This is a genomic window from Butyrivibrio sp. NC3005 (assembly GCF_000424545.1).
GTDB lineage: Bacteria > Bacillota > Clostridia > Lachnospirales > Lachnospiraceae > Butyrivibrio.
On record NZ_AUKC01000057.1, the window covers coordinates 1 to 18,989 of the forward strand.

12 protein-coding genes, 1 pseudogene and 1 riboswitch are annotated in these 18,989 nt (G+C 34.4%); of the genes and pseudogenes, 8 read left to right on the forward strand and 5 right to left on the reverse strand.

Annotated elements, in window-relative coordinates; translation table 11 throughout:
• Positions 1 to 220 precede the first annotated feature (220 nt).
• Positions 221 to 1,246, reverse strand: a complete 1,026-nt coding sequence (locus G634_RS19270; protein ID WP_051233998.1) for a DUF3048 domain-containing protein — start codon at positions 1,244 to 1,246, stop codon at positions 221 to 223.
• Positions 1,247 to 1,432: 186 nt separating this feature from the next.
• Here G634_RS19270 and G634_RS0113365 point away from each other — a divergent pair, with 186 nt between their 5' ends.
• From G634_RS0113365 to thiT, 3 genes are all read left to right on the forward strand, one after another.
• A complete protein-coding gene (locus tag G634_RS0113365) occupies positions 1,433 to 4,975 on the forward strand; it encodes a PD-(D/E)XK nuclease family protein (protein ID WP_081676631.1) in 3,543 nt (1,180 codons plus the stop codon).
• 1 nt (position 4,976) lies between these two features.
• Positions 4,977 to 9,014 (forward strand): UvrD-helicase domain-containing protein, encoded by a 4,038-nt coding sequence (locus G634_RS0113370; RefSeq protein WP_026505708.1) that lies wholly within the window; start codon positions 4,977 to 4,979, stop codon positions 9,012 to 9,014.
• A gap of 178 nt (positions 9,015 to 9,192) precedes the next feature.
• Positions 9,193 to 9,294: riboswitch (TPP riboswitch) on the forward strand.
• Between the two features lie 156 nt (positions 9,295 to 9,450).
• Positions 9,451 to 10,158, forward strand: coding sequence for an energy-coupled thiamine transporter ThiT (gene thiT, locus G634_RS19275; protein ID WP_051234000.1), 708 nt, complete (start codon positions 9,451 to 9,453; stop codon positions 10,156 to 10,158).
• Positions 10,159 to 10,315: 157 nt separating this feature from the next.
• Here thiT and G634_RS19280 read toward each other — a convergent pair whose 3' ends face one another.
• Positions 10,316 to 11,392, reverse strand: a complete 1,077-nt coding sequence (locus G634_RS19280; RefSeq protein ID WP_051234002.1) for an alpha/beta hydrolase — start codon at positions 11,390 to 11,392, stop codon at positions 10,316 to 10,318.
• Positions 11,393 to 11,608: 216 nt separating this feature from the next.
• On the opposite strand from G634_RS19280, the gene G634_RS0113385 reads away from it, so the two are divergent.
• The gene (locus G634_RS0113385; protein ID WP_081676633.1) at positions 11,609 to 13,165 is read left to right on the forward strand and encodes a GGDEF domain-containing protein; all 1,557 of its coding nucleotides are present in this window, start codon (positions 11,609 to 11,611) and stop codon (positions 13,163 to 13,165) included.
• A 128-nt stretch (positions 13,166 to 13,293) separates the two neighbouring features.
• On the opposite strand, the gene G634_RS0113390 is transcribed toward G634_RS0113385, so the two are convergent.
• Positions 13,294 to 14,331, reverse strand: coding sequence for a YeiH family protein (locus G634_RS0113390; RefSeq protein WP_026505710.1), 1,038 nt, complete (start codon positions 14,329 to 14,331; stop codon positions 13,294 to 13,296).
• A 129-nt stretch (positions 14,332 to 14,460) separates the two neighbouring features.
• Here G634_RS0113390 and G634_RS0113395 point away from each other — a divergent pair, with 129 nt between their 5' ends.
• Positions 14,461 to 15,348, forward strand: coding sequence for a LysR family transcriptional regulator (locus G634_RS0113395; RefSeq protein ID WP_026505711.1), 888 nt, complete (start codon positions 14,461 to 14,463; stop codon positions 15,346 to 15,348).
• Positions 15,349 to 15,456: 108 nt separating this feature from the next.
• Here the strand turns inward: G634_RS0113395 and hflX are convergent, their stop codons facing one another.
• The gene (hflX, locus tag G634_RS0113400; RefSeq protein ID WP_242826820.1) at positions 15,457 to 16,761 is read right to left on the reverse strand and encodes a GTPase HflX; all 1,305 of its coding nucleotides are present in this window, start codon (positions 16,759 to 16,761) and stop codon (positions 15,457 to 15,459) included.
• A gap of 126 nt (positions 16,762 to 16,887) precedes the next feature.
• On the opposite strand from hflX, the gene G634_RS0113405 reads away from it, so the two are divergent.
• Positions 16,888 to 17,103 carry a hypothetical protein gene (locus G634_RS0113405; RefSeq protein WP_026505713.1) on the forward strand — a complete coding sequence of 72 codons (216 nt, stop codon included), beginning with the start codon at positions 16,888 to 16,890 and terminating at the stop codon, positions 17,101 to 17,103.
• Positions 17,100 to 17,621, forward strand: a complete 522-nt coding sequence (locus tag G634_RS0113410; RefSeq protein WP_026505714.1) for a SprT-like domain-containing protein — start codon at positions 17,100 to 17,102, stop codon at positions 17,619 to 17,621. Before G634_RS0113405 ends, G634_RS0113410 begins: the two co-directional genes overlap by 4 nt.
• Positions 17,622 to 17,762: 141 nt before the next feature.
• Here the strand turns inward: G634_RS0113410 and G634_RS0113415 are convergent, their stop codons facing one another.
• Positions 17,763 to 18,650, reverse strand: a complete 888-nt coding sequence (locus tag G634_RS0113415; RefSeq protein WP_026505715.1) for a hypothetical protein — start codon at positions 18,648 to 18,650, stop codon at positions 17,763 to 17,765.
• Positions 18,651 to 18,810: 160 nt separating this feature from the next.
• Here G634_RS0113415 and G634_RS22020 point away from each other — a divergent pair.
• Positions 18,811 to 18,989 (forward strand): annotated as a pseudogene (locus G634_RS22020) (transposase); the annotation flags it as partial.

Below are 18,989 nucleotides of genomic sequence, written 5' to 3' on the forward strand. Positions count from 1 at the left end.
AAAGTCAAGCGGCAAACTGGTCCAAGGCGAAGCCTTTACAAATGGCCAGTTTGCGTAGTTTTTGGAACGCAGTGACAAAAATCTATGACTTCTTGCTGAGATTTAGGATAATCATCAGCAAGAATCCTGCTCAATCATATTTCAAAAGAGCCTCCAATTAGGATTCTTGGTAGATATCAATCCTAACTGGAGGCTTTTTGTTTGATTTATTTTTATTTACTTATCCTATAAATACTTTGTTCCAACTATCTTCAGGGACAATTCCAATGTAAGTTTTTCCAGGATTTACTATTAGTTCTTTTCCATCAAGAGTCGAGAATGTCATCTTTGTGGCATCACCTGTTTTGGACCATGCAATCGGTATCATTCTTCCACCAGAAATGTAGTATCCTGGTCTGTTTTGAGAAATAATATTGTAGATTACATAACCTTTTTTATCTAGCTTAACCATTGGACAGTTGAGAATAATAAGATTTGTAAATGCAACTGACTGTTTATCATCACCATCTTTTACCAGTTTTCCAAGCTCCTTGAAATTGTAGAGATTCTTGGAAGCGTCATAATGGAACTGGGTTGAATTGTGAGGAAATGGCAAATAAGCATTTAGAGCAGAATAACTATCAGCTCTTGCTGCCAGATTATTAACTCCAAAATTAAAATGATTTCCTGCAAGGAAAGTATAGTTTGGAGAAATTTTTGCAGCTGCCATTTTTCTTTTTACTTGGCCAGTGGTTACATATTCAGTGAATTCAGATTTTTTTCCATTTTTGATTCTAGAAAATCCACCAGAAATATGGTCGATTTTGGATCTTTTAAAATGTGAATTGTTGTAGTAAGGCCCTCCATCATGAATAAGCACAGCATTATACTCAGCAGCAAGCATTATATTGGTAGGACGTGTTGATCTGATATTTCCTATTCTGCTGATAGTGTTGTAATCTTTGTAAATGGCCATTAGTCTTGTAACCCTTTTATTCGCTGTGCTATTGACCATTTCATAGACAATGTCAGCTTCTCCAAGTCCGTAATGAGGATTGGCTCTTTTATCATTGTCAATCATAACTGCAATTGGTCGTTGAAGAGGACTTACAGTTGTAGGAAGACCTGTTAGTTCGTTAACATATCCAACTGTTTTGGCAGTTGATATTATCGCTTGAGCATTAAAGCATCCTGCTGAAAGGATAATAGACGATAGTAAAGCTGCCCCTCTTTTGAAAAATGTTGATGAAAAAAATTTTTTTCTCAATTTACCCTCCTTATAAATCTTTTTTGATAAACCCTAAATCTATTTTATCGCATTTGATAAAATAGCGGCTAATTATTTTTGAAAATATCGTTTAAAATTATTTAGGCAGTCAGGCTTGTGAAATTCACCTATGATATACTAAAAGATAGCTAAAAAATCCACCACAATTTAAACGAGGAGTAAATAATGTTAAAGTTTTATTTTGGAGCTTCAGGCTCTGGAAAAAGTACAAGGCTTTACCAGGAATTTATAAATAAAGCGCAGGAAAATCCTGACCAGAATTTTCTTTATATTGTTCCGGATCAGTTTACCATGCAGACGCAGATGGATATGATCAGGCTTCATCCAGACCATGGAATAATGAATATAGATGTTCTTTCGTTTGGCAGATTGTCTCATAGAGTATTTGAAGAAACGGGAAGTCAGAAATTGCCGGTATTGGATGATGTTGGTAAGAGTCTTATTTTAAGGCATGTTGCTGAACTCAATAAGGATAAACTTCCTGTGATAGGTAGCTTTATGCACAGAGCAGGATATATAGATGAAGTTAAATCGACAATATCCGAGTTTATGCAATATGGACTGGTAAGAGAAGACATTGATATGCTTGCAAATGCTGCTAACGGGCATGGAGCGCTCAGGGGAAAGCTAAGTGACCTGGGGCTGTTATTTAGCGAGTTTCAAAAATATACTGAGAATAAGTTTGTTTCAGCAGAAGAAACAATGGGCATACTTAAAGATCGTATAGATGGATGCAGGCTTCTTGCAGGAAGCGTAGTTGTATTCGATGGATTTACTGGTTTTACTCCGATACAGTATCAGGTATTAGAGAAAATAATAGAAGTTGCTAGTCAGGTTATTATTACTCTTGATATGGGAGAAGAAGTAGATCCGTATCAGGACATAACCGATGAGCAGGAACTTTTTTTCCTTAGTAAGAAGACTATGGAATCTTTGATAAAGTGTCAGTGGCAGGCTCTAATGCATCTTGACCCTTTGCAGACTCCTGATTATGAGCATTACAAAGAGTATAGATTGTCAGAAAACGGAAGAAAAGATGATGTGTTTCTTCATTATGATGAAGAAGCAAAGACTGTACAAAGATTGAAGGACAATCCTCCAATGGCATTTTTGGAAGAAAATCTTTTTAGATATAAGCATTCTGTTTATGACAAAGATGTCTCACAAAACATAATAGTTGCTCAAGCAGACAATATCGAAGATGAAGTAAGAAACGCTTTGATGCATATAAGAAGAACTGTCATGGCCAGTAGCGATGTGTTCTATCGTGACTTTGCTATCTGCTGCGGAGATCTTGAATGCTATAACGAGATAATTGAAAGAATGGCACAAAATTTCCATGTGCCTGTATATATAGATAAAACAAGTAACATAAGACTCAATCCTTTTATTGAATATATTAGAAGTGCTATCAATATGGTCAGAAATGATTACAGTTATGAAACTGTATTTCATTTTATGCGAAGTGGAATGACTGATTTTGAAAATGATGACATAGATGAACTCGAAAACTATGTTAGAAGTTTTGGGATAAGAGGGCATAAGGCATGGGAAGATATTTTCACGAAAATCTCAAAATCAAACCAAAAGACTCAAAAAGATGTAGAGTATGACGTGGCACTTCTAGAAAAGTTAAACACTATGAGGCAGAGTGTTGTGACTATTATGGAACCTTTGGTTAATTGTATCAATCAATCGGTTCTTGAAATGACCAAAGCTTTGTATGAATTTATTATTAGAAGCAGTGCTGAAAAGAAATTGCAGAATTATGCAGCTTCTTTCCGCGAGAAAGGAGATTTAATAAGGGCAAAAGAATATGAGCAGATTTATGAAAAGATTATGAATTTGCTTGATCAGATAGCTCTTTTGCTGGGCGATGAGAAAATTGACTGGAAAGAATATATGGATATTCTTGATGCAGGTTTTGGAGATATCGAAGTTGGAACTATCCCTCAAAATGTTGATTATGTTACTGTAGGAGATATTGAGCGAAGCAGACTTTCTAACATTAAATATCTTCTTTTTCTGGGGGTAAATGATACAAATATTCCAAAACGTGCAGGAGAGGGTGGTCTGTTATCTGATATAGACAGAGAGTTTCTTAAGGACAATGCAGGTGACATTGAACTTGCACCAACACCAAGACAGCAGATGTATATTCAACGATTATATCTGTATATGAACCTTACAAAACCTTCCCAACAGTTGTATCTGTCATATTCTCTTATTTCTTCAGATGGAAAGAGTATGAGACCGGCGTATCTTATAGGGAAACTAAAGGGAATGTTTAAATTGCTTAAAGAAAAGACTAATACAAATCAGGATGTAATAAAGAACCTTCTTACTATTGAGGATGCAGGAAAAAAGGCAGCAGAACTTATAAGAGATTATTCAGATGGATATTTAACGGCAGAAGAAGAAAAAGAGTTCCTTACGCTTTATGATCTTTTGAAGAAGACTAGTAAAGAAGATATGGATAAATTAAAAAAAGCTGCATTTTTGAGGTATCAGAATACACCTCTTCCAAAGACTCTTGCTGCGGCTTTATATGGAAATTATTTAGAAAACAGTGTCAGCAGACTTGAAACTTTTGCATCTTGCTGTTATGAGCATTTTGTAAAGTATGGATTAGGACTTGAAGAACGAAAAGAATATGAATTTGGAGTGGCTGACCTTGGAAATGTATTCCATGGAGTTTTAGAGCTTTTCTCTATCAAGCTTAATGAAAAAGGAATGAACTGGAAGAGCTTTACTAAAGAAGAGGGTGATGAGGTTCTTGCGGAAGCTTTGGAGGAATATACAAAAAGTTATGGCGAAACAATATTGTATTCAACTGCCCGTAATCAGTTTGTTATTGAAAGAATTAGGAGAATACTCTCTAGAACTATAGAGTCACTTAGTTATCAGCTAAGAAAAGGTTCTTTTTATCCTGACAAAGTGGAAATGGATTTTAGTCAGGCAGGAGATATTGATGAGATTAATATTGCGTTAACTGATGATGAAAAAGAAAAAATCAGGCAGAAGATGACTCTTCATGGAAGAATTGATAGACTTGACCTTGCAGAAGACGAGAACAAAAATATTTATGTTAAAATAATCGATTTTAAATCAGGAAATAAATCTTTCGATATAGCATCAGTTTATTATGGTCTGTCGCTACAGCTTGTATTATACATGAATGTTGCAGCTGCTATGGAGGAAAATCTTCATAAGGATAAAGAAGTCATCCCGGCAGCACTTTTATACTATCATGTTGAAGATCCGCTTGTTTCTAAGGATGGAAGTGACACTCCTGAAACAATAAATCGAAAGATTCGAGAAGAACTTAAGACCACAGGTGTTATAAACAGTGATGATAAGGTTATAGAATTACTAGATAATGACCTTGCAGACCCATCTGTTAAGGAATCCGATGTTATTCCGGTTAAAAGGAAGAAAGATGGTTCTTTGTCAGCTGCTTCAAAGACTATAGAAAAAGAGGATTATAAGAAAGTGTCAGCCTATGTTACCAAAAAGATTAAAGAGTATGGCAGACGTATTCTAGATGGTGATATAGAGATAAATCCGTATGAAATGGGGCAAAGAAGTGCTTGCACCTATTGTGGCTTCCATTCGATATGCAGATTCGACCCGTCCATTGATGGATTTGGTAAGAGGAGTCTAGAAAAGCTAAGTAAAGATGAGGCATTGAAAAAAATGGAGGAATGACATGGGAGATGTAAAATTTACAAACGAGCAGCAAAAAGTAATTGATGCCAGAAATTCAAACCTATTGGTATCAGCTGCAGCAGGTTCTGGCAAAACAGCTGTTCTTGTTGAAAGAATTATACAGCTTATAACAGGTGGAAACGGTCAAAATCCAATTGATATAGATAGACTTTTGGTAGTGACTTTTACTAGAGCTGCAGCAGCTCAGATGAAAGAGCGTATTACTAAAGCTATTGAGAAAAAACTCATTGAAGAGCCGGATAATAAGCATCTCCAAAGGCAGGAGACACTTATTCATACTGCACAGATAACGACAATTGACTCTTTCTGTCAGTATGTTATTAGGAATAATTTCAATGAAATAGGTCTTGATCCTTCTTATAGAGTAGCAGACGAAGGTGAGATTAAACTTCTTGAAGAGAGTGTAATCGCAGATTTTCTTGAACAAAAATACTTAGAGGCTGATGAAGAATTTCTTTTTGCATCAGAGTATTTTGAAAAAGGCAATCAGGATAAAGGAATAGAAGAAAGGATTCTTCAGCTATTCCACTTTTCTCAGAGTATGCCATGGCCAGAAGATTTTATAAAGAAAATATCCAAAGATTATGAAATTTCTGCAGAGAACTTTGATGATACAGATTGGGTAAAAGAGTATATCAAAGAGTCTTCAAGAAAAATAAAAGAATGTGTTGATTCATTGACTGAAGCTATAAATATCTGTTCACAGCCTGATGGACCATATATTTACGCAGATCTTTTGGAAAGTGAGCGTCAGGAATTTGAGAAGATAGAGACATTACAAAGCTATGAGGATTTTAGAAGAAGCCTGTTTCTTATGGAATTTAAGAGGCTTTCTACCAAAAAAGACGATGCAATCTCTCCATACAAAAGAGAAATGGTAAAGAGTATAAGAGATAATGTTAAATCTGTAAGAAAAGATTTGCAGGAAAAATATTTTGCTTTGGATAAAGAAACAATTATAGATAACAGTGCAGTTGCCCAAAGAGCATTGAATGAGTTGTGCAGGCTTACCTTAGAGTTTCTGGAGAGACTGGATAATGAAAAGAGAGAACAAAATATCATAGACTTTGGTGATATGGAACATTTTGCACTTAACATCTTGGTAAGTAAAGATGAAGAAAAAGGCGGGTATAATCCTACTGATGTTGCATTATCCTATAGTGAGTTTTATAAGGAAATTCTGATTGACGAATATCAGGATTCAAACATGGTTCAGGAACTTATTCTTTCTTCAATTGCTTCTAAAAAAGAAGAGTGTTTTGATAGATTTATGGTAGGTGATGTAAAGCAGAGTATTTATAGCTTTAGAAAAGCAAGACCACAGATTTTCATGGATAAGCTTTACACTTATGATAAGAGTGATGAAGCAAAAGAAAGAAGAATAGATCTTCATAAAAACTTCCGAAGCAGAAAAGAAGTGCTGGATGTTGTTAACTTTATTTTCAAGAGAATAATGGGAAATGATCTTGGTGGTGTGTTCTATGATAGGGACGCTATGCTGGAAGCAGGTGCCACGTATCCTGTGTATGAATCAGAGGAAGAAAACAGCAGAAAATTCGCTACTGAGTTTTGGTTTATACAAAAAGACGATTCTTCAAGTGATGATGAAGATGAAGATGACACGCAAAATGAAGAAAGTGCTTGGGGCATGGAAGACACTAAAACTATCACGCCTGATACCAAGCTTAGTCCGAGGCAGCAGGAAGCTATGCTTATTAGTAAAAGAATAAAAGAGCTTCTTAAAGATGGCATGGTTTCTGATGGGAATGGAGGCTTTAGAAAAGTTCTTAAGAAAGATATTGTTATTTTGCTGCGAACAACAGCAGGCTGGGATGATACGTTTAGAAAAATTCTAGAGTCAGAGGGAATACCAGCTTATGTCGAATCAAGGACAGGTTATTTTAGTGCAATAGAAGTATCAACACTTTTAAATCTGTGCAAAGTTATCGACAATCCGAGAGTTGATATACCACTTGTAAGTGTAATGCATTCATATATTGGAGATTTTTCAAATGAAGAACTTGCTAGAATAAAAGCTTTTGTAAAAGCGTATGACAGGAAAATGCGTGCTCTAAAAAATAAAGAGCAAGTAGAAGAAATATCAGATAAAGAAGAAACAGAAATCAAAGAAAACGAAGAAGGCAATGAAGAAGGCAATGAAGAATTAGATAGCGGAAGAACTTTTTATGAAAATCTATTGCTAATAGAAAAAGCAAAGGATTTTATTAATAAAGATATAGTAGAAAGTCAGGAAAAAGAAGAAACTCCCGGAAAGGCAGATAGTGGTAACACTAAAGTAGCGTTAGAATATGCACTTGTAAATGATATAGATTTTTTTGCTTGTTTAGCTGATAAAATCTGTGCATTTCTTGCGTTTATAAGAGACTTGAGAAAAAAATCTTTCTATATGCCTGTTCATGAACTTCTAGAGTATATAGTAGGAAGCACCGGATATAGAGATTATGTTACAGCAATGCCTGGCGGAGTAAGAAGAAAAGCAAATGTCGAAATGCTGATGGAAAGAGCCAGATCTTTTGAAAGGACAAGCTTTAGAGGATTGTTTCATTTTGTCAGATATATTGAAGAACTCCAAAAGTATGAGGTGGACTTTGGAGAGGCTAATGTACTGGATGAAAACGCAGATGTTGTGCGCATTATGAGTATTCATAAGAGTAAGGGACTAGAGTTTCCTATTGTATTTGTGGCTGGTCTTTCTAAGAGATTCAATACTCTTGATGCTATGCAGCCAGTTCTTTTGGATGAGGATATGGGTGTGGGCATGAAAGCTGTGAATTTAGGACTTAGATGCATATCTAATACGCCTAGGTGGAGTATGATTTCAGGCAAGATGAAAAGAGATCAGCTTGGTGAAGAACTTAGAGTACTGTATGTTGCGATGACAAGAGCCAAAGAAAAGCTTATTATGGTATCTCAGGTAAAGAATCTGGAAAAAAGAATCGAAGCTAACATAGTTCTGTCCATGCAAAAAGGACCAAAAGAACAAGAACAGCTTCTTCCGTTCTCGGCTAGAAATGGTGCAGGAAATTACCAGAGTCTTATACTAATGGCGCTTTCAACGCATCCTGCCATTAGAAATTTTGGAACAGAGCTAGGAGTTGATATGAGCCTTATGAAGGTAGATGATGGAAGTAAACTTACGATTCCGCCTATTAAGCTTTATGCAATACCAGAATCTGAAATAAAGGCTCAAATTGTTGTAGAGCAAGTTGATGCTGCTATTAGGAAAGAGAGATTATCTGAAGAAGCTGTTTTTGAAGATGGATATGAAGAACTCAGGAAAAAACTTGAGCGGAATTTTTCTTTTGAATATAGTCATAAAGCTTATGAAAATCTGTTTACTAAGACGACTGTTACAGAGCTGAAAAAGGCTTCTTATGTCGAGGAAACGGAACCTGTTTATGAAATGATAAAAAATGCTGAGGAAAAAGAAATTGTTCCAAATTTTATACAGGAAAAGCAGGAAATAAAGGGAGCAAAGAGAGGAACTGCATATCATAAAGTTATGGAACTTCTGGATGCAGAGGTTCTTGAAATTGATAATATTTCAGAAAAAGAGATATTCAAATGGATGCTGAAAAAGGAAAAAGAAGGCAAGATGGAAGAAGGGTATGCAAGAAGTGTCCATGCAAGAGATATTGAGACTTTTCTAAATAGCGAAACAGGAAAAAGATTTAAAGAAGCCTTCAAAGCAAGTAGACTAAAGCGTGAAAAACAGTTCATGATGGGAATTGAAGCAAGGCGCATAGATGAGAAACTTCCTGAGGGAGAACTTGTAATGATACAGGGTGTAATAGACGTATATTTTGAAGAAGATGATCAGATTGTACTTCTTGACTATAAAACAGACCGTGTTAATACTGAAACTGAACTTGTAGACAGGTACAAAGTTCAGCTTCAGTATTATAAAGAAGCAATTGAAAGAATCACTCATAAAACAGTTAAAGATTGCCTTATATACTCTTTTGCATTAGGAACTACTATTCAAATTTTCTGCTGAATAGTTTTTGAGTTTTTAGAAGTATTCTGGCGGATTTGTTTTTAGAACCATCGAATTCTATAATGAATCCGCCAAGAAGCTTTTTTGTACAGTATTCTTTCTTAAATAGTAGTGACAAGACTATATATTATTTCTAACAGTCTTCACAATAGTGCTTTTTTGTGCTAAATTATTATAGAATACTTGCTAGGGGAGCTTTGCTGAGAAGAAGCTTTTGTGGCTTCGACCCTTAATACTTGAACCAGGTAATACTGGCGGAAGGAAGCGTCTTTTTTCTATGAGCGACAAGTTGTTATCATTTGAATGCTTTGTTGTTTTGTGATACTGATTTGTATCTGCTCAAATTCCCTTTGCATGTTTTCATAAAATAATTTTGCTATGGGTAAGAAATGTTTGGGATTTTTTTCAATTATTTCATTATCCGGAAAGGATTTTTATGTCAACATTTTTTGTATCTGATAAGGATTCTGTTTATAGTAGCCTTACAGTACCGGGTTATGCAGTTTTCATTGGAGTAATTGTTCTTGCACTTTTAGTAGCTTGCTTTTTTACGAATACGCAGAAAAAGACAAAATTTAGTACAAGACAGCTGGTTGTTAGCGGAATGGCAGTTGCACTTGCTTTTGTCACTTCTAATTTTAAGATTATTCATCTTCCACAAGGTGGTTCCGTAACACTTTTTTCAATGTTTTTTATCTGCTTTGTAGGATATTTGTATGGTCTTAGAAGTGGTCTTATGGCAGGCGTTGCTTATGGAATTTTGCAGATGATAACAGATCCTTACGTTATCAGTGTACCACAGCTTTTTATTGATTATATTCTTGCATTTGGCGCACTTGGTCTTGCAGGAATAGTATCTGGAAAAAAGTATGGAATGGTTTCTGGATATGTTGTTGGAATTCTTGGAAGACTTATATTTGCTGTGATTTCAGGCGTTATCTTCTTTGGCTCATATGCTCCAAAAGGACAGAATGTTTGGATTTATTCTTTGTCTTATAACGGAATTTATATCCTTGCAGAAGGTGCTATCACAGTAGCAGTTCTTGCAGTTCCATCAGTAAGAAAAGGACTTGCAAATGTGCGTATTCTGTTAAATGAGTCTGATGCAAAATGCATTGAAGCTCAGAAAGTATCAGCTCACTAAATTGAAGTTGAATAAAAAGTTAGAATAAAGTTATATTGAAAAAGCTGCAAACCAAAAATTATTCAAGGCTTGCAGCTTTTTTGTTTTTATGTAGTCCGTTTTGATGTTTGCATATTTCGTCGCAGACGCGCTTTAGCTTGATTATATGAATCTAGCATTATGAATTTGCTTTTTTTAACGCAATCTTTTTGAATAGATTAAATAATCCGCTCTTAATTGCATTATTATCATGGTCTGCACCAGGAATTTCGTACCATATGTGCTTTGATCCGTTTTTCTCAAGAAGTTCATGGTACTGTTTTGGATATGTTCCAACCACTGAATCCTTTGTACCGCAGCAGATAATAAACTTATCTGGTTTTATGGCATCATCTTTAAATTTCATTTCATCTTCAGTGATAGTTCCTTTATGAGTCATGAACTTATCTGTAGTAGGTACGATTCCAGGTGCAGCAGAAATAGCGCAAACATATCCGAAAAGTTCAGGCCTTTGAAGAGTTATATAGATTGTTTCTCTTCCTCCCATTGAAAATCCTGCAAGATATGTGTTTTCTCTTCCTGTTAGAACAGAATATTCACTCTCAATATGAGGCATAAGGTCATTTACAAGATCGTTGATGAAGTTATCATAAGGAATACAGCTTTTATTATCAAAACCTGGTTTCTGATTAGGATCTGATGTTGCATACATATTAGGACACACAATTATAGTGTCATCAATAAGGCCATCAGCAGCCATATTGCCTTCAATTTCTCTTATTTTGTTACTCTTGTCATTGGAAAAAGAATACTCATCTCCAAAGATGCCATGCAAAAGGTAAAGAACAGGATATTTTTTATCCTTAGAATAGTCTGATGGAAGAAGAATAGAATAACCTCTATCCATTTTACAAGTTTTGGAATAGTAAGTTCCATGGGTAAAGTTTCCATATGTAACATCTTTCCTTGTTGTTTCATATGATGAAGGGCAGTGCTCATCAATCTCATCATTTAGAACAAACTCGGTATCTGAAGCTTTTTCATTATCATCAGTTTTAATACCTGAGGCAAATGAGCTCATATCCTTTCCGCTGTTATCAATTGATATACTGTTTTCTTTGCAACTTTCAACTGTCATGTTGTTCTCCTTGTCATTTGCTAATGCCATGCTGCTTTCCCCCTGTGTTTTTGGATTACATCCGCACATTGCTACGGACATTAAAGCTATTATAAGCGATACTCTTTTGCTTTTCACTACTAATCCTCCCATAATGTGAATAATATAAGTATGACTAATAACTACAATAATGATTGTATTACGAATTAACGCTTTATGAAAGCAAAGTTTTCCGGATATTTATGTCTTTTTTAAATATTTTTTAGCTAATTCAGTATAATTATAAATCCGATAAATAAAATAGAATTTATTTAGTAACCTAAAAGAATCGTAGTCTCATTTTTAGAAAAGAATATGATAAAAAAACATAATAGTCTTCTTTTTAAGTTTGGAATTCTATTTGTTTCATTTACCATAGTAATTTTATTGGTAATAGGAATAATAACTTATTTTTTACAAATAGAATTAAGCAAAAGACAGACCCAAACAAATATCATGAATATGTCTATGCATCTACAAAATCTTATCAATGGGGAGCAGGGGCATTTTGTGCATTATCAGGATTATTTTTTGGAAAACTATCCAAATATGAATATTCCTTACGACTACAATGGTAACTATCTGGACTCTCAAAAATATTATTTTGAACAAATGACTAAGTATTACCCTGGAAGAACATTAGATGTTGATATATTGTTTGAACAGTTAAATGATGAAGTAAAGTATGCTTACGGAATCTATATGCACGAGTATTGGCTTTATATTTTTGAATCGGCAAAGAAAACATTTAACATAGAGTATGCTTACTATATTATGCCTGAAAATGATAAAGAAACTGTTTGCTATATAGTTGATGCTGTTCGTGAAAAAAAGACGATTGGGAATACAGATTATATAGAATTGGGAATAAAAGCAAATAATCCTTTACAAGGTCATGAGATGTTGTGGCAGGCATGGGAAACTGGACGTGAAGCTACAGGCTTCGATGAATTCGATAATGAGTTTGGGAAGACATATGCTTTTTACTCGCCAGTTATAATCAATAATAAAAAAATGGGTCTAATCGGGCTGGAAGTGACGATTGGAAGTGTAAATAAAATAATATTGCTTAATACTCTTTGGCAAATGATTATTATTGGTCTTATACAGATTTTAGGTATGCAGTTATTATTGTGGTACATAGACAGAAAGTATATTGCAAAACTTGAAAACCTAATGACTGGTGTGAAAAAATATACTGAATATAAGGACCCTGTTATTGCTAGTTCAATAGCTACAGAATACAAAAGTAAGGATGAGATTTCTTCGCTCGCAAATGAAACTGCGTCGATGATATTAGAACTTGATAGCTATATGAAGAACTTGGTTAAAACCACCTGGGAACTTACAGAAACAAAACAGCATGCAGATGAGCTTAGAAACCTTGCAAATAGAGACGCGCTTACTGGAATAAGAAATAAAAATGCCTATGACGAATTAATTCAAAAACTCGAAGAAGATTTGAAAAAAGGAAAGACAAAATTTGGTTTTGCTATGGTTGATTTGAATTTTCTAAAGAAAATCAATGATCAATATGGCCATGAAAAGGGTAATTTGGCAATAAAAAAGCTTTGCAAACTTGTATGCGAGGTTTTTAAGCATTCTCCGGTATTCAGAATAGGAGGAGATGAGTTTGTTGTTGTTCTTAGAAATAGAGATTACGAAAGTATAGACAGGTTAGTGAAAGATTTCAATGATTCAATAAATATAATAGCTGAAGACATATATCTTCAGCCGTGGGATAAAATATCTGCTGCAATCGGAGTGGCATTATATGATCCTGCAATTGATAAAAGCGTAAATGAAGTGTTTATGCGTGCAGATGCCGCAATGTATAAGCGTAAGCAGGATATGAAAGCGGCGCAGAGTTAGATAATAAAAAACTCTCAAGTGGCAAACTGGTCCAAGGCGAAGCCTTTTAAAATGGCCAGTTTGCGTGGTTTTTGGAACGCAGTGACAAAAATCTATATTTTTTTAGGTGCATCCCTTCAAAAAAGTAATTACCAAATTCCCATTACTTTCTGCATAACAAGACTTACAACTGTTATACCAATCCAGCAAAATCCGCCCAGTAGCACTGGCTTTCCACCGTTTTTAATAAGTTTAATCACATTACTGTTAAGTCCAATAGCTGCCATAGCCATGATAATAAAAAATTTGCTAAGTTCTTTTAGTGGTGCAAAAAACTCTGTTCCTACATTACAGTTAATTGCAACCGTAGTTGCTATACTTGCAATTAAAAAGTACAGTATAAACATAGGAAAAGCTCTTTTAAAACTAAAGTTTCCTGTTTTATTTCCATCAATTTTAGACTTTTTGGCCTTTATCATAGCAAGTACTAATGTAATTGGAATAATAGCAAGAGTTCTTGTCAGCTTAACAGTTACTGCTTTATCCAATGTCTGAGTTCCAAGATTCCACATACTATCCCATGTAGATGCGGCAGCTGTAACAGATGAAGTATCATTAATAGCAGTTCCAGCAAAAATTCCGAATGCATTTCCTGTTGAAATATCAAAACCTAACACTTTTCCAAAAGTAGGAAAAAACAATGCTGCCAGCACATTGAAAAAGAAAATTACTGAAATTGCCTGCGCCACATCGTCTTCATCAGCATCGATAACCGGTGCTGTTGCTGCTATTGCAGAACCACCACAAATTGATGACCCTACGCCCACTAGTGTTGCAGTATTACTATTAATCTTCAACACTTTTTTTATAATATATGCGACAATAAGCGATGTTGATATAGTACAAATAATTATTGGAAGCGATTCTTTTCCGGTTTCAAATACTACTCCCAGATTCATACCAAATCCCAACAACACCACTGCTGTTTGCAGGATCACTTTTGATGTGAATTTGATACCATCTGCCGCTTTTTCTTTATCATTCCAGAAAAGAGATATAATCATTCCTGTAATAATAGAAATAACCGCCCCTCCAATAACCGGAAACTTTTTCCCTATAAACCATGCCGGAATAGAAATTAACAGACAAACTATAATTCCATATCCATTCTTTTTCAAAAAATTCATAATTACCTCCACGTAAACGTTTATCAAAAATTTCAAACATGTTTAATTATAGTTTTGCATAGGTAAAAAATAAAATTATATATTATAATGAAATTATAAATAAAATTTATAGTATAGGATGGTATTTAGGTGTTAGATTTTAGAATCAAAACATTTTTGAGTGTTTGTAAATATATGAATTATACGCAAGCTTCCAAGGAATTAAATATTACTCAGCCGGCAGTTTCTCAGCATATTCATTTTCTGGAAAAAGAATACAACTCTAAGTTTTTTTATCAGGTCGGGAAAAAAATTTTTTTAACAGAAAACGGAAAAATTTTTTATGAAAAAATGAATCAAATAAATAATGATGAACAATTGTTATTTAGGCATTTATCTAATGATAATAACAAAATCAGTTCAATTTCCTTTGGTGTAACCATGACAATTGGAGAATATATAATTGCAAATCCTGTAAGCAAATATATTTCCAAACACAGTGATACAAATTTCAAAATACATTTTGGGAATACAGCTGAGCTATTAAAATCACTCGAAAATGGAAGTATTGCATTTGCGCTCGTTGAGGGCTATTTTGATGTAAAAAAATATGACACATTATTATTCAGCTCAGAAGAATTCATACCAGTGTGCTGTTCAACTCATATTTTTGATAAAAAACCAGAATATCTGAAAGATTTGTTTTCAGAAAGACTTCTAGTAAGAGAACCAGGATCTGGCACTAGAAATATCTTAGAAAGAATGCTTTCTCTTGGAAATTATACAACAGATGATTTTGCAAAATTTATACAGGTTGAAAACATGCACACAATCATCCAGCTTTTGCTTAAAGATTGTGGTATTTCCTTTCTGTATAAAGCAGCTGTTATAAGAGAAATAGAGAATAAATCACTTATGCCGATTCAATTAAAAGATTTTGCAATAAAACATAACTTTACTTTTCTTTGGCCCAAAAACAGCACATTTAGCCATGAAATAAAAGATATATGTCAGGAACTAATCGATTATAGCAGATAATATCTTAATCTTAGCAAAAATCACGCGGCAAACTGGTCCAAGGCAAAGCCTTTTTAAATGGCCAGTTTGCGCAGTTTTTGGAACGAAGTGACAAAAATCTATTTATTCTCAATCAACTATATATTCTTTAAATTTAGCTGCATCTTTTTTGGAAAGACTTGTTACTAGTTTAGTACCTTCTTCCAGATATTCTGTACTCAAAACCTGACAATTGTTATTAATATAAGCAATATCGTTTCCATTTGAATACGGAATAAGAAGCGTATACTCTTTTGCCCCCTGCTGCAAAACCTTGTCTATAAGGCTTAACAGTTCTTCTAATCCGATATCTTTTCCTGCTGCCATATAAATATTGTTATCTCTGACATAAGGAATTCTTACTAAAGATATCTCTTCTGTAATCATGTCAGATTTATTATAAACGTAGATTCTAGGAATTTCTCCCGCTCCTATTTCTCTAAGAGTATTATCTGCTACGAAAATATGATTTGAATAATCAGGATTTGAAAAATCAACCACTTCAACAATAATATCCGCATAACAGCTTTCTTCGAGTGTTGATCTGAAAGCTTTTACAAGCGTTGTCGGAAGGTCATCAATAAAACCTACTGTATCAGACAAAAGAAATGATCTATGACCACTAGGAGTTATTTTCCTGACAGTCGTATCTAGTGTTGCAAAAAGCATATCTTTTTCTAATACTTTTTTCTCCTGTGTATCGCCTTGACAATAATTATCAATCAAATGATTCATAATTGTGGATTTTCCTGCATTTGTATATCCAACAAGCGCCACCTTTGGAAGCGGTGATGAGAGCCTTTTATTACGCTGAGTTGTTCTTTCTTTCTCAACATCTTTTAGTTCTCTTCTAAGCTCTGCAAGTCTATGCTCAATATGACGACGGTCAAGTTCAAGTTTTTTCTCACCTGCACCTTTACTAGACTTAGAACCACTTGCTCCACCTTGTCTTGTAAGACCTGTATGCATGTGCGAAAGTCTTGGTAATAGGTACTGAAGTCTTGCTGATTCTACCTGAAGTCTTGCTTCTCTTGTTCTTGCTCTATCAGCAAATATTCTAAGAATAAGAGCTGTCCTGTCAATAACCTCAATTTTCAACTCTTTCTCAAGATTTCGAATCTGCATAGGAGTTAAAGTCTGATTAAAAATTACAATATCTGCTTCATCATACGCTATTCTATTCTTTATTTCCTCAACTTTTCCGCTTCCCACAAAAGTTGACAACGTAACCGCAGATGCATTTTGAGTAATAACTCCACTCACTTTCATATCTGCGGCCTTAGCAAGCCCTTTCAATTCATCCATAGAAGCTTCAAAACGCTGAATGTCTTCATTTACATTCAATCCGACAAGTAATGCTTTTAATAATTCATGATTCTGTATTATATCTATCAAATTGTATCTCCGTTTATTTTGTGACTAATGCGTCTATTATTTTGACGCTCGTGAACTGTTACTTGTGCTACAATAATTATAATTGTAATTCTACCAAAATCAATCAAAATCGAAGGGAGTTTTGCTATGTTTATTCAAAAAGACAACTCATTCAATGATATTAGATATAAATCCTTAATGAAATGGCTAGATGAAATGGAACAGCATAAAGACCTTGAAGTCAGCGGCGGAGTTGTACTTGCAAGAAGCTATATCCAGCATCTTATTAATGAAAATAACAGTCTAAAAAACGAAAACGAACTCAAAAAACAGTACATGAAAAAGCTTATGGAAAAAAGATGAAAGATTTAAACATACTGAAAAATAACTGCCTTGATGAAGTTCACGCACTAGGTATCAAAACCGGTACTATAAGTGAATGGAAAATAAATAATAGAGCCCAAAAACGTTGGGGACTGTGCAGAGCAAAAAAAGATGGAACTTTTGAAATCCAAATTGCAAAAATGCTTTTAACAGATGATAGAATATCAGAAAAATCCTGTAAAGAGACAATAATCCATGAAATACTTCACACATGTGACCATTGCATGAAACATACTGGGAATTGGAAAAAGTATGCAATAATAATGAACAATACTTATGGCTATAATATTAAAAGAGTTACCAGCAGTACAGAAAAAGGAATTGAAGAACCAAGTTCTGCAAAGATTGTACCAAAATATCTTTTTACCTGTAGGAACTGCGGCGTAGTAATATACCGTTTACGCGAAAGCAAATTTACCCGTAACTATAGAAGATACAGGTGTGCTAGATGCGGCGCAGCTATGTGGTCACGAAAAAGTTGTATCAATTCCAACTAAAAACTCATAGGTTATTGTTTTCATCAGGAAAACAGGTAACCGTACCAGACCAAAATTTGTCGTCAAGACAAATTTTGTCCTGCGAAGCAGGATTCTTGCTGATGATTATCCTAAATCTCAGCAAGAAGTCATAGTTTTTTGTCACTGTTTATTTCTTAGCTCATTTAAGCTGTCTTTGTTTATGTAGGTGTAATTGTTCTCGTTTTCATAGCCAGACCATTTCTTTGGTTCGCCTTTACAATTTTCATCAACAAATTTGGTATATTCATCCTTTGAAACTTCTTTTTCACGGACATAATACTTTGTTTCTGAACCTTTTTCTTCGCCTTCATCATTAAATGAAAGAGTAGTAACTTCTTTGCAAAGATACTCGTAATCTTCATTTGATGTTAATTTGGAGTAGTATGTGCCTTCAACATCCATACCTGAGTCACTAGTACAGAAGATTCCCTGTTTTTCATAGAAAGATGTATAGCCATAGGAGCCAAATGGACCTGACTTAACAACCTTTCCGTCAAGGTATCTTAAAACGTATATATTGGACCCGTGAACACCGGATATATCGCTGTAGACTAAGTCAGGGGTATTGTCTTCATCAACATATTCCAAAGTATATACATAGTATTTACCATCTTTGAAATCACCTGCGTTATTTTCATAGCCTAAAGGATTGTTTTCCAAATAATCTGCAAAAGCAGTGTAGACTTTGGATAAATCGGCAGAATTAGAGGCGCTAAAGTCTGAGTTACCTTTATTATCAATACTATTGCTGTTAGAACTTATATCCTTATTATTTGTACTATCACTATTAGAGCTTATATCTTTTTGAGTAGTAGCATCTCCATTGGAACTAGAATCTTTATCAGTAACACTATCATCAGAAGAACTGATACCTTTATTATCGATACTTTCATCAATAGAACTTAAACTGCTGTCATCTTCCAATTTGAACGATGAACATCCAGAAAGAAGCATCATTGATGAGCAAAGTGCGATACTGACAATTGATTTCATATTTTTTCTTTTCATAAAAAAATCCCTCCTTTTTTCACGGGTAGTGTCAAATCTGACACTCCTTTTTGTTACTAAATCCTTTATTCTCGGGAGGTTTAAATAAAAAGAGCATTGACCTCCCTTTTTTGGTATAATGTCAATCACCAAACCGACATCCAGAAAGGAGCCAATGCTCATGGACATTATACTTTATTTACTTCAGTTAATCCAATACCTTTATCAGCAGAATTGCTGGCTGATAAATTTTATCTGCAAATATATACCTTTAAAGCAATGGGCCTTTGATGATGCCCATTCTCCAAAATATCAAAAGTTCAAGATAGATGAGCTCCCTATTGTCAAAGAACCTCTCCC

Excerpts from the sequence above, each read along its gene's own strand:
- G634_RS0113385 (WP_081676633.1), top strand. The coding sequence starts at position 11,609 with ATGATAAAAAAACATAATAGTCTTCTTTTTAAGTTTGGAATTCTATTT.
- thiT (WP_051234000.1), top strand. The coding sequence starts at position 9,451 with ATGTCAACATTTTTTGTATCTGATAAGGATTCTGTTTATAGTAGCCTT.
- G634_RS0113390 (WP_026505710.1), bottom strand. The coding sequence starts at position 14,331 with ATGAATTTTTTGAAAAAGAATGGATATGGAATTATAGTTTGTCTGTTA.
- G634_RS0113405 (WP_026505713.1), top strand. The coding sequence starts at position 16,888 with ATGTTTATTCAAAAAGACAACTCATTCAATGATATTAGATATAAATCC.
- G634_RS0113415 (WP_026505715.1), bottom strand. The coding sequence starts at position 18,650 with ATGAAAAGAAAAAATATGAAATCAATTGTCAGTATCGCACTTTGCTCA.
- G634_RS0113365 (WP_081676631.1), top strand. The coding sequence starts at position 1,433 with ATGTTAAAGTTTTATTTTGGAGCTTCAGGCTCTGGAAAAAGTACAAGG.
- G634_RS0113410 (WP_026505714.1), top strand. The coding sequence starts at position 17,100 with ATGAAAGATTTAAACATACTGAAAAATAACTGCCTTGATGAAGTTCAC.
- G634_RS0113370 (WP_026505708.1), top strand. The coding sequence starts at position 4,977 with ATGGGAGATGTAAAATTTACAAACGAGCAGCAAAAAGTAATTGATGCC.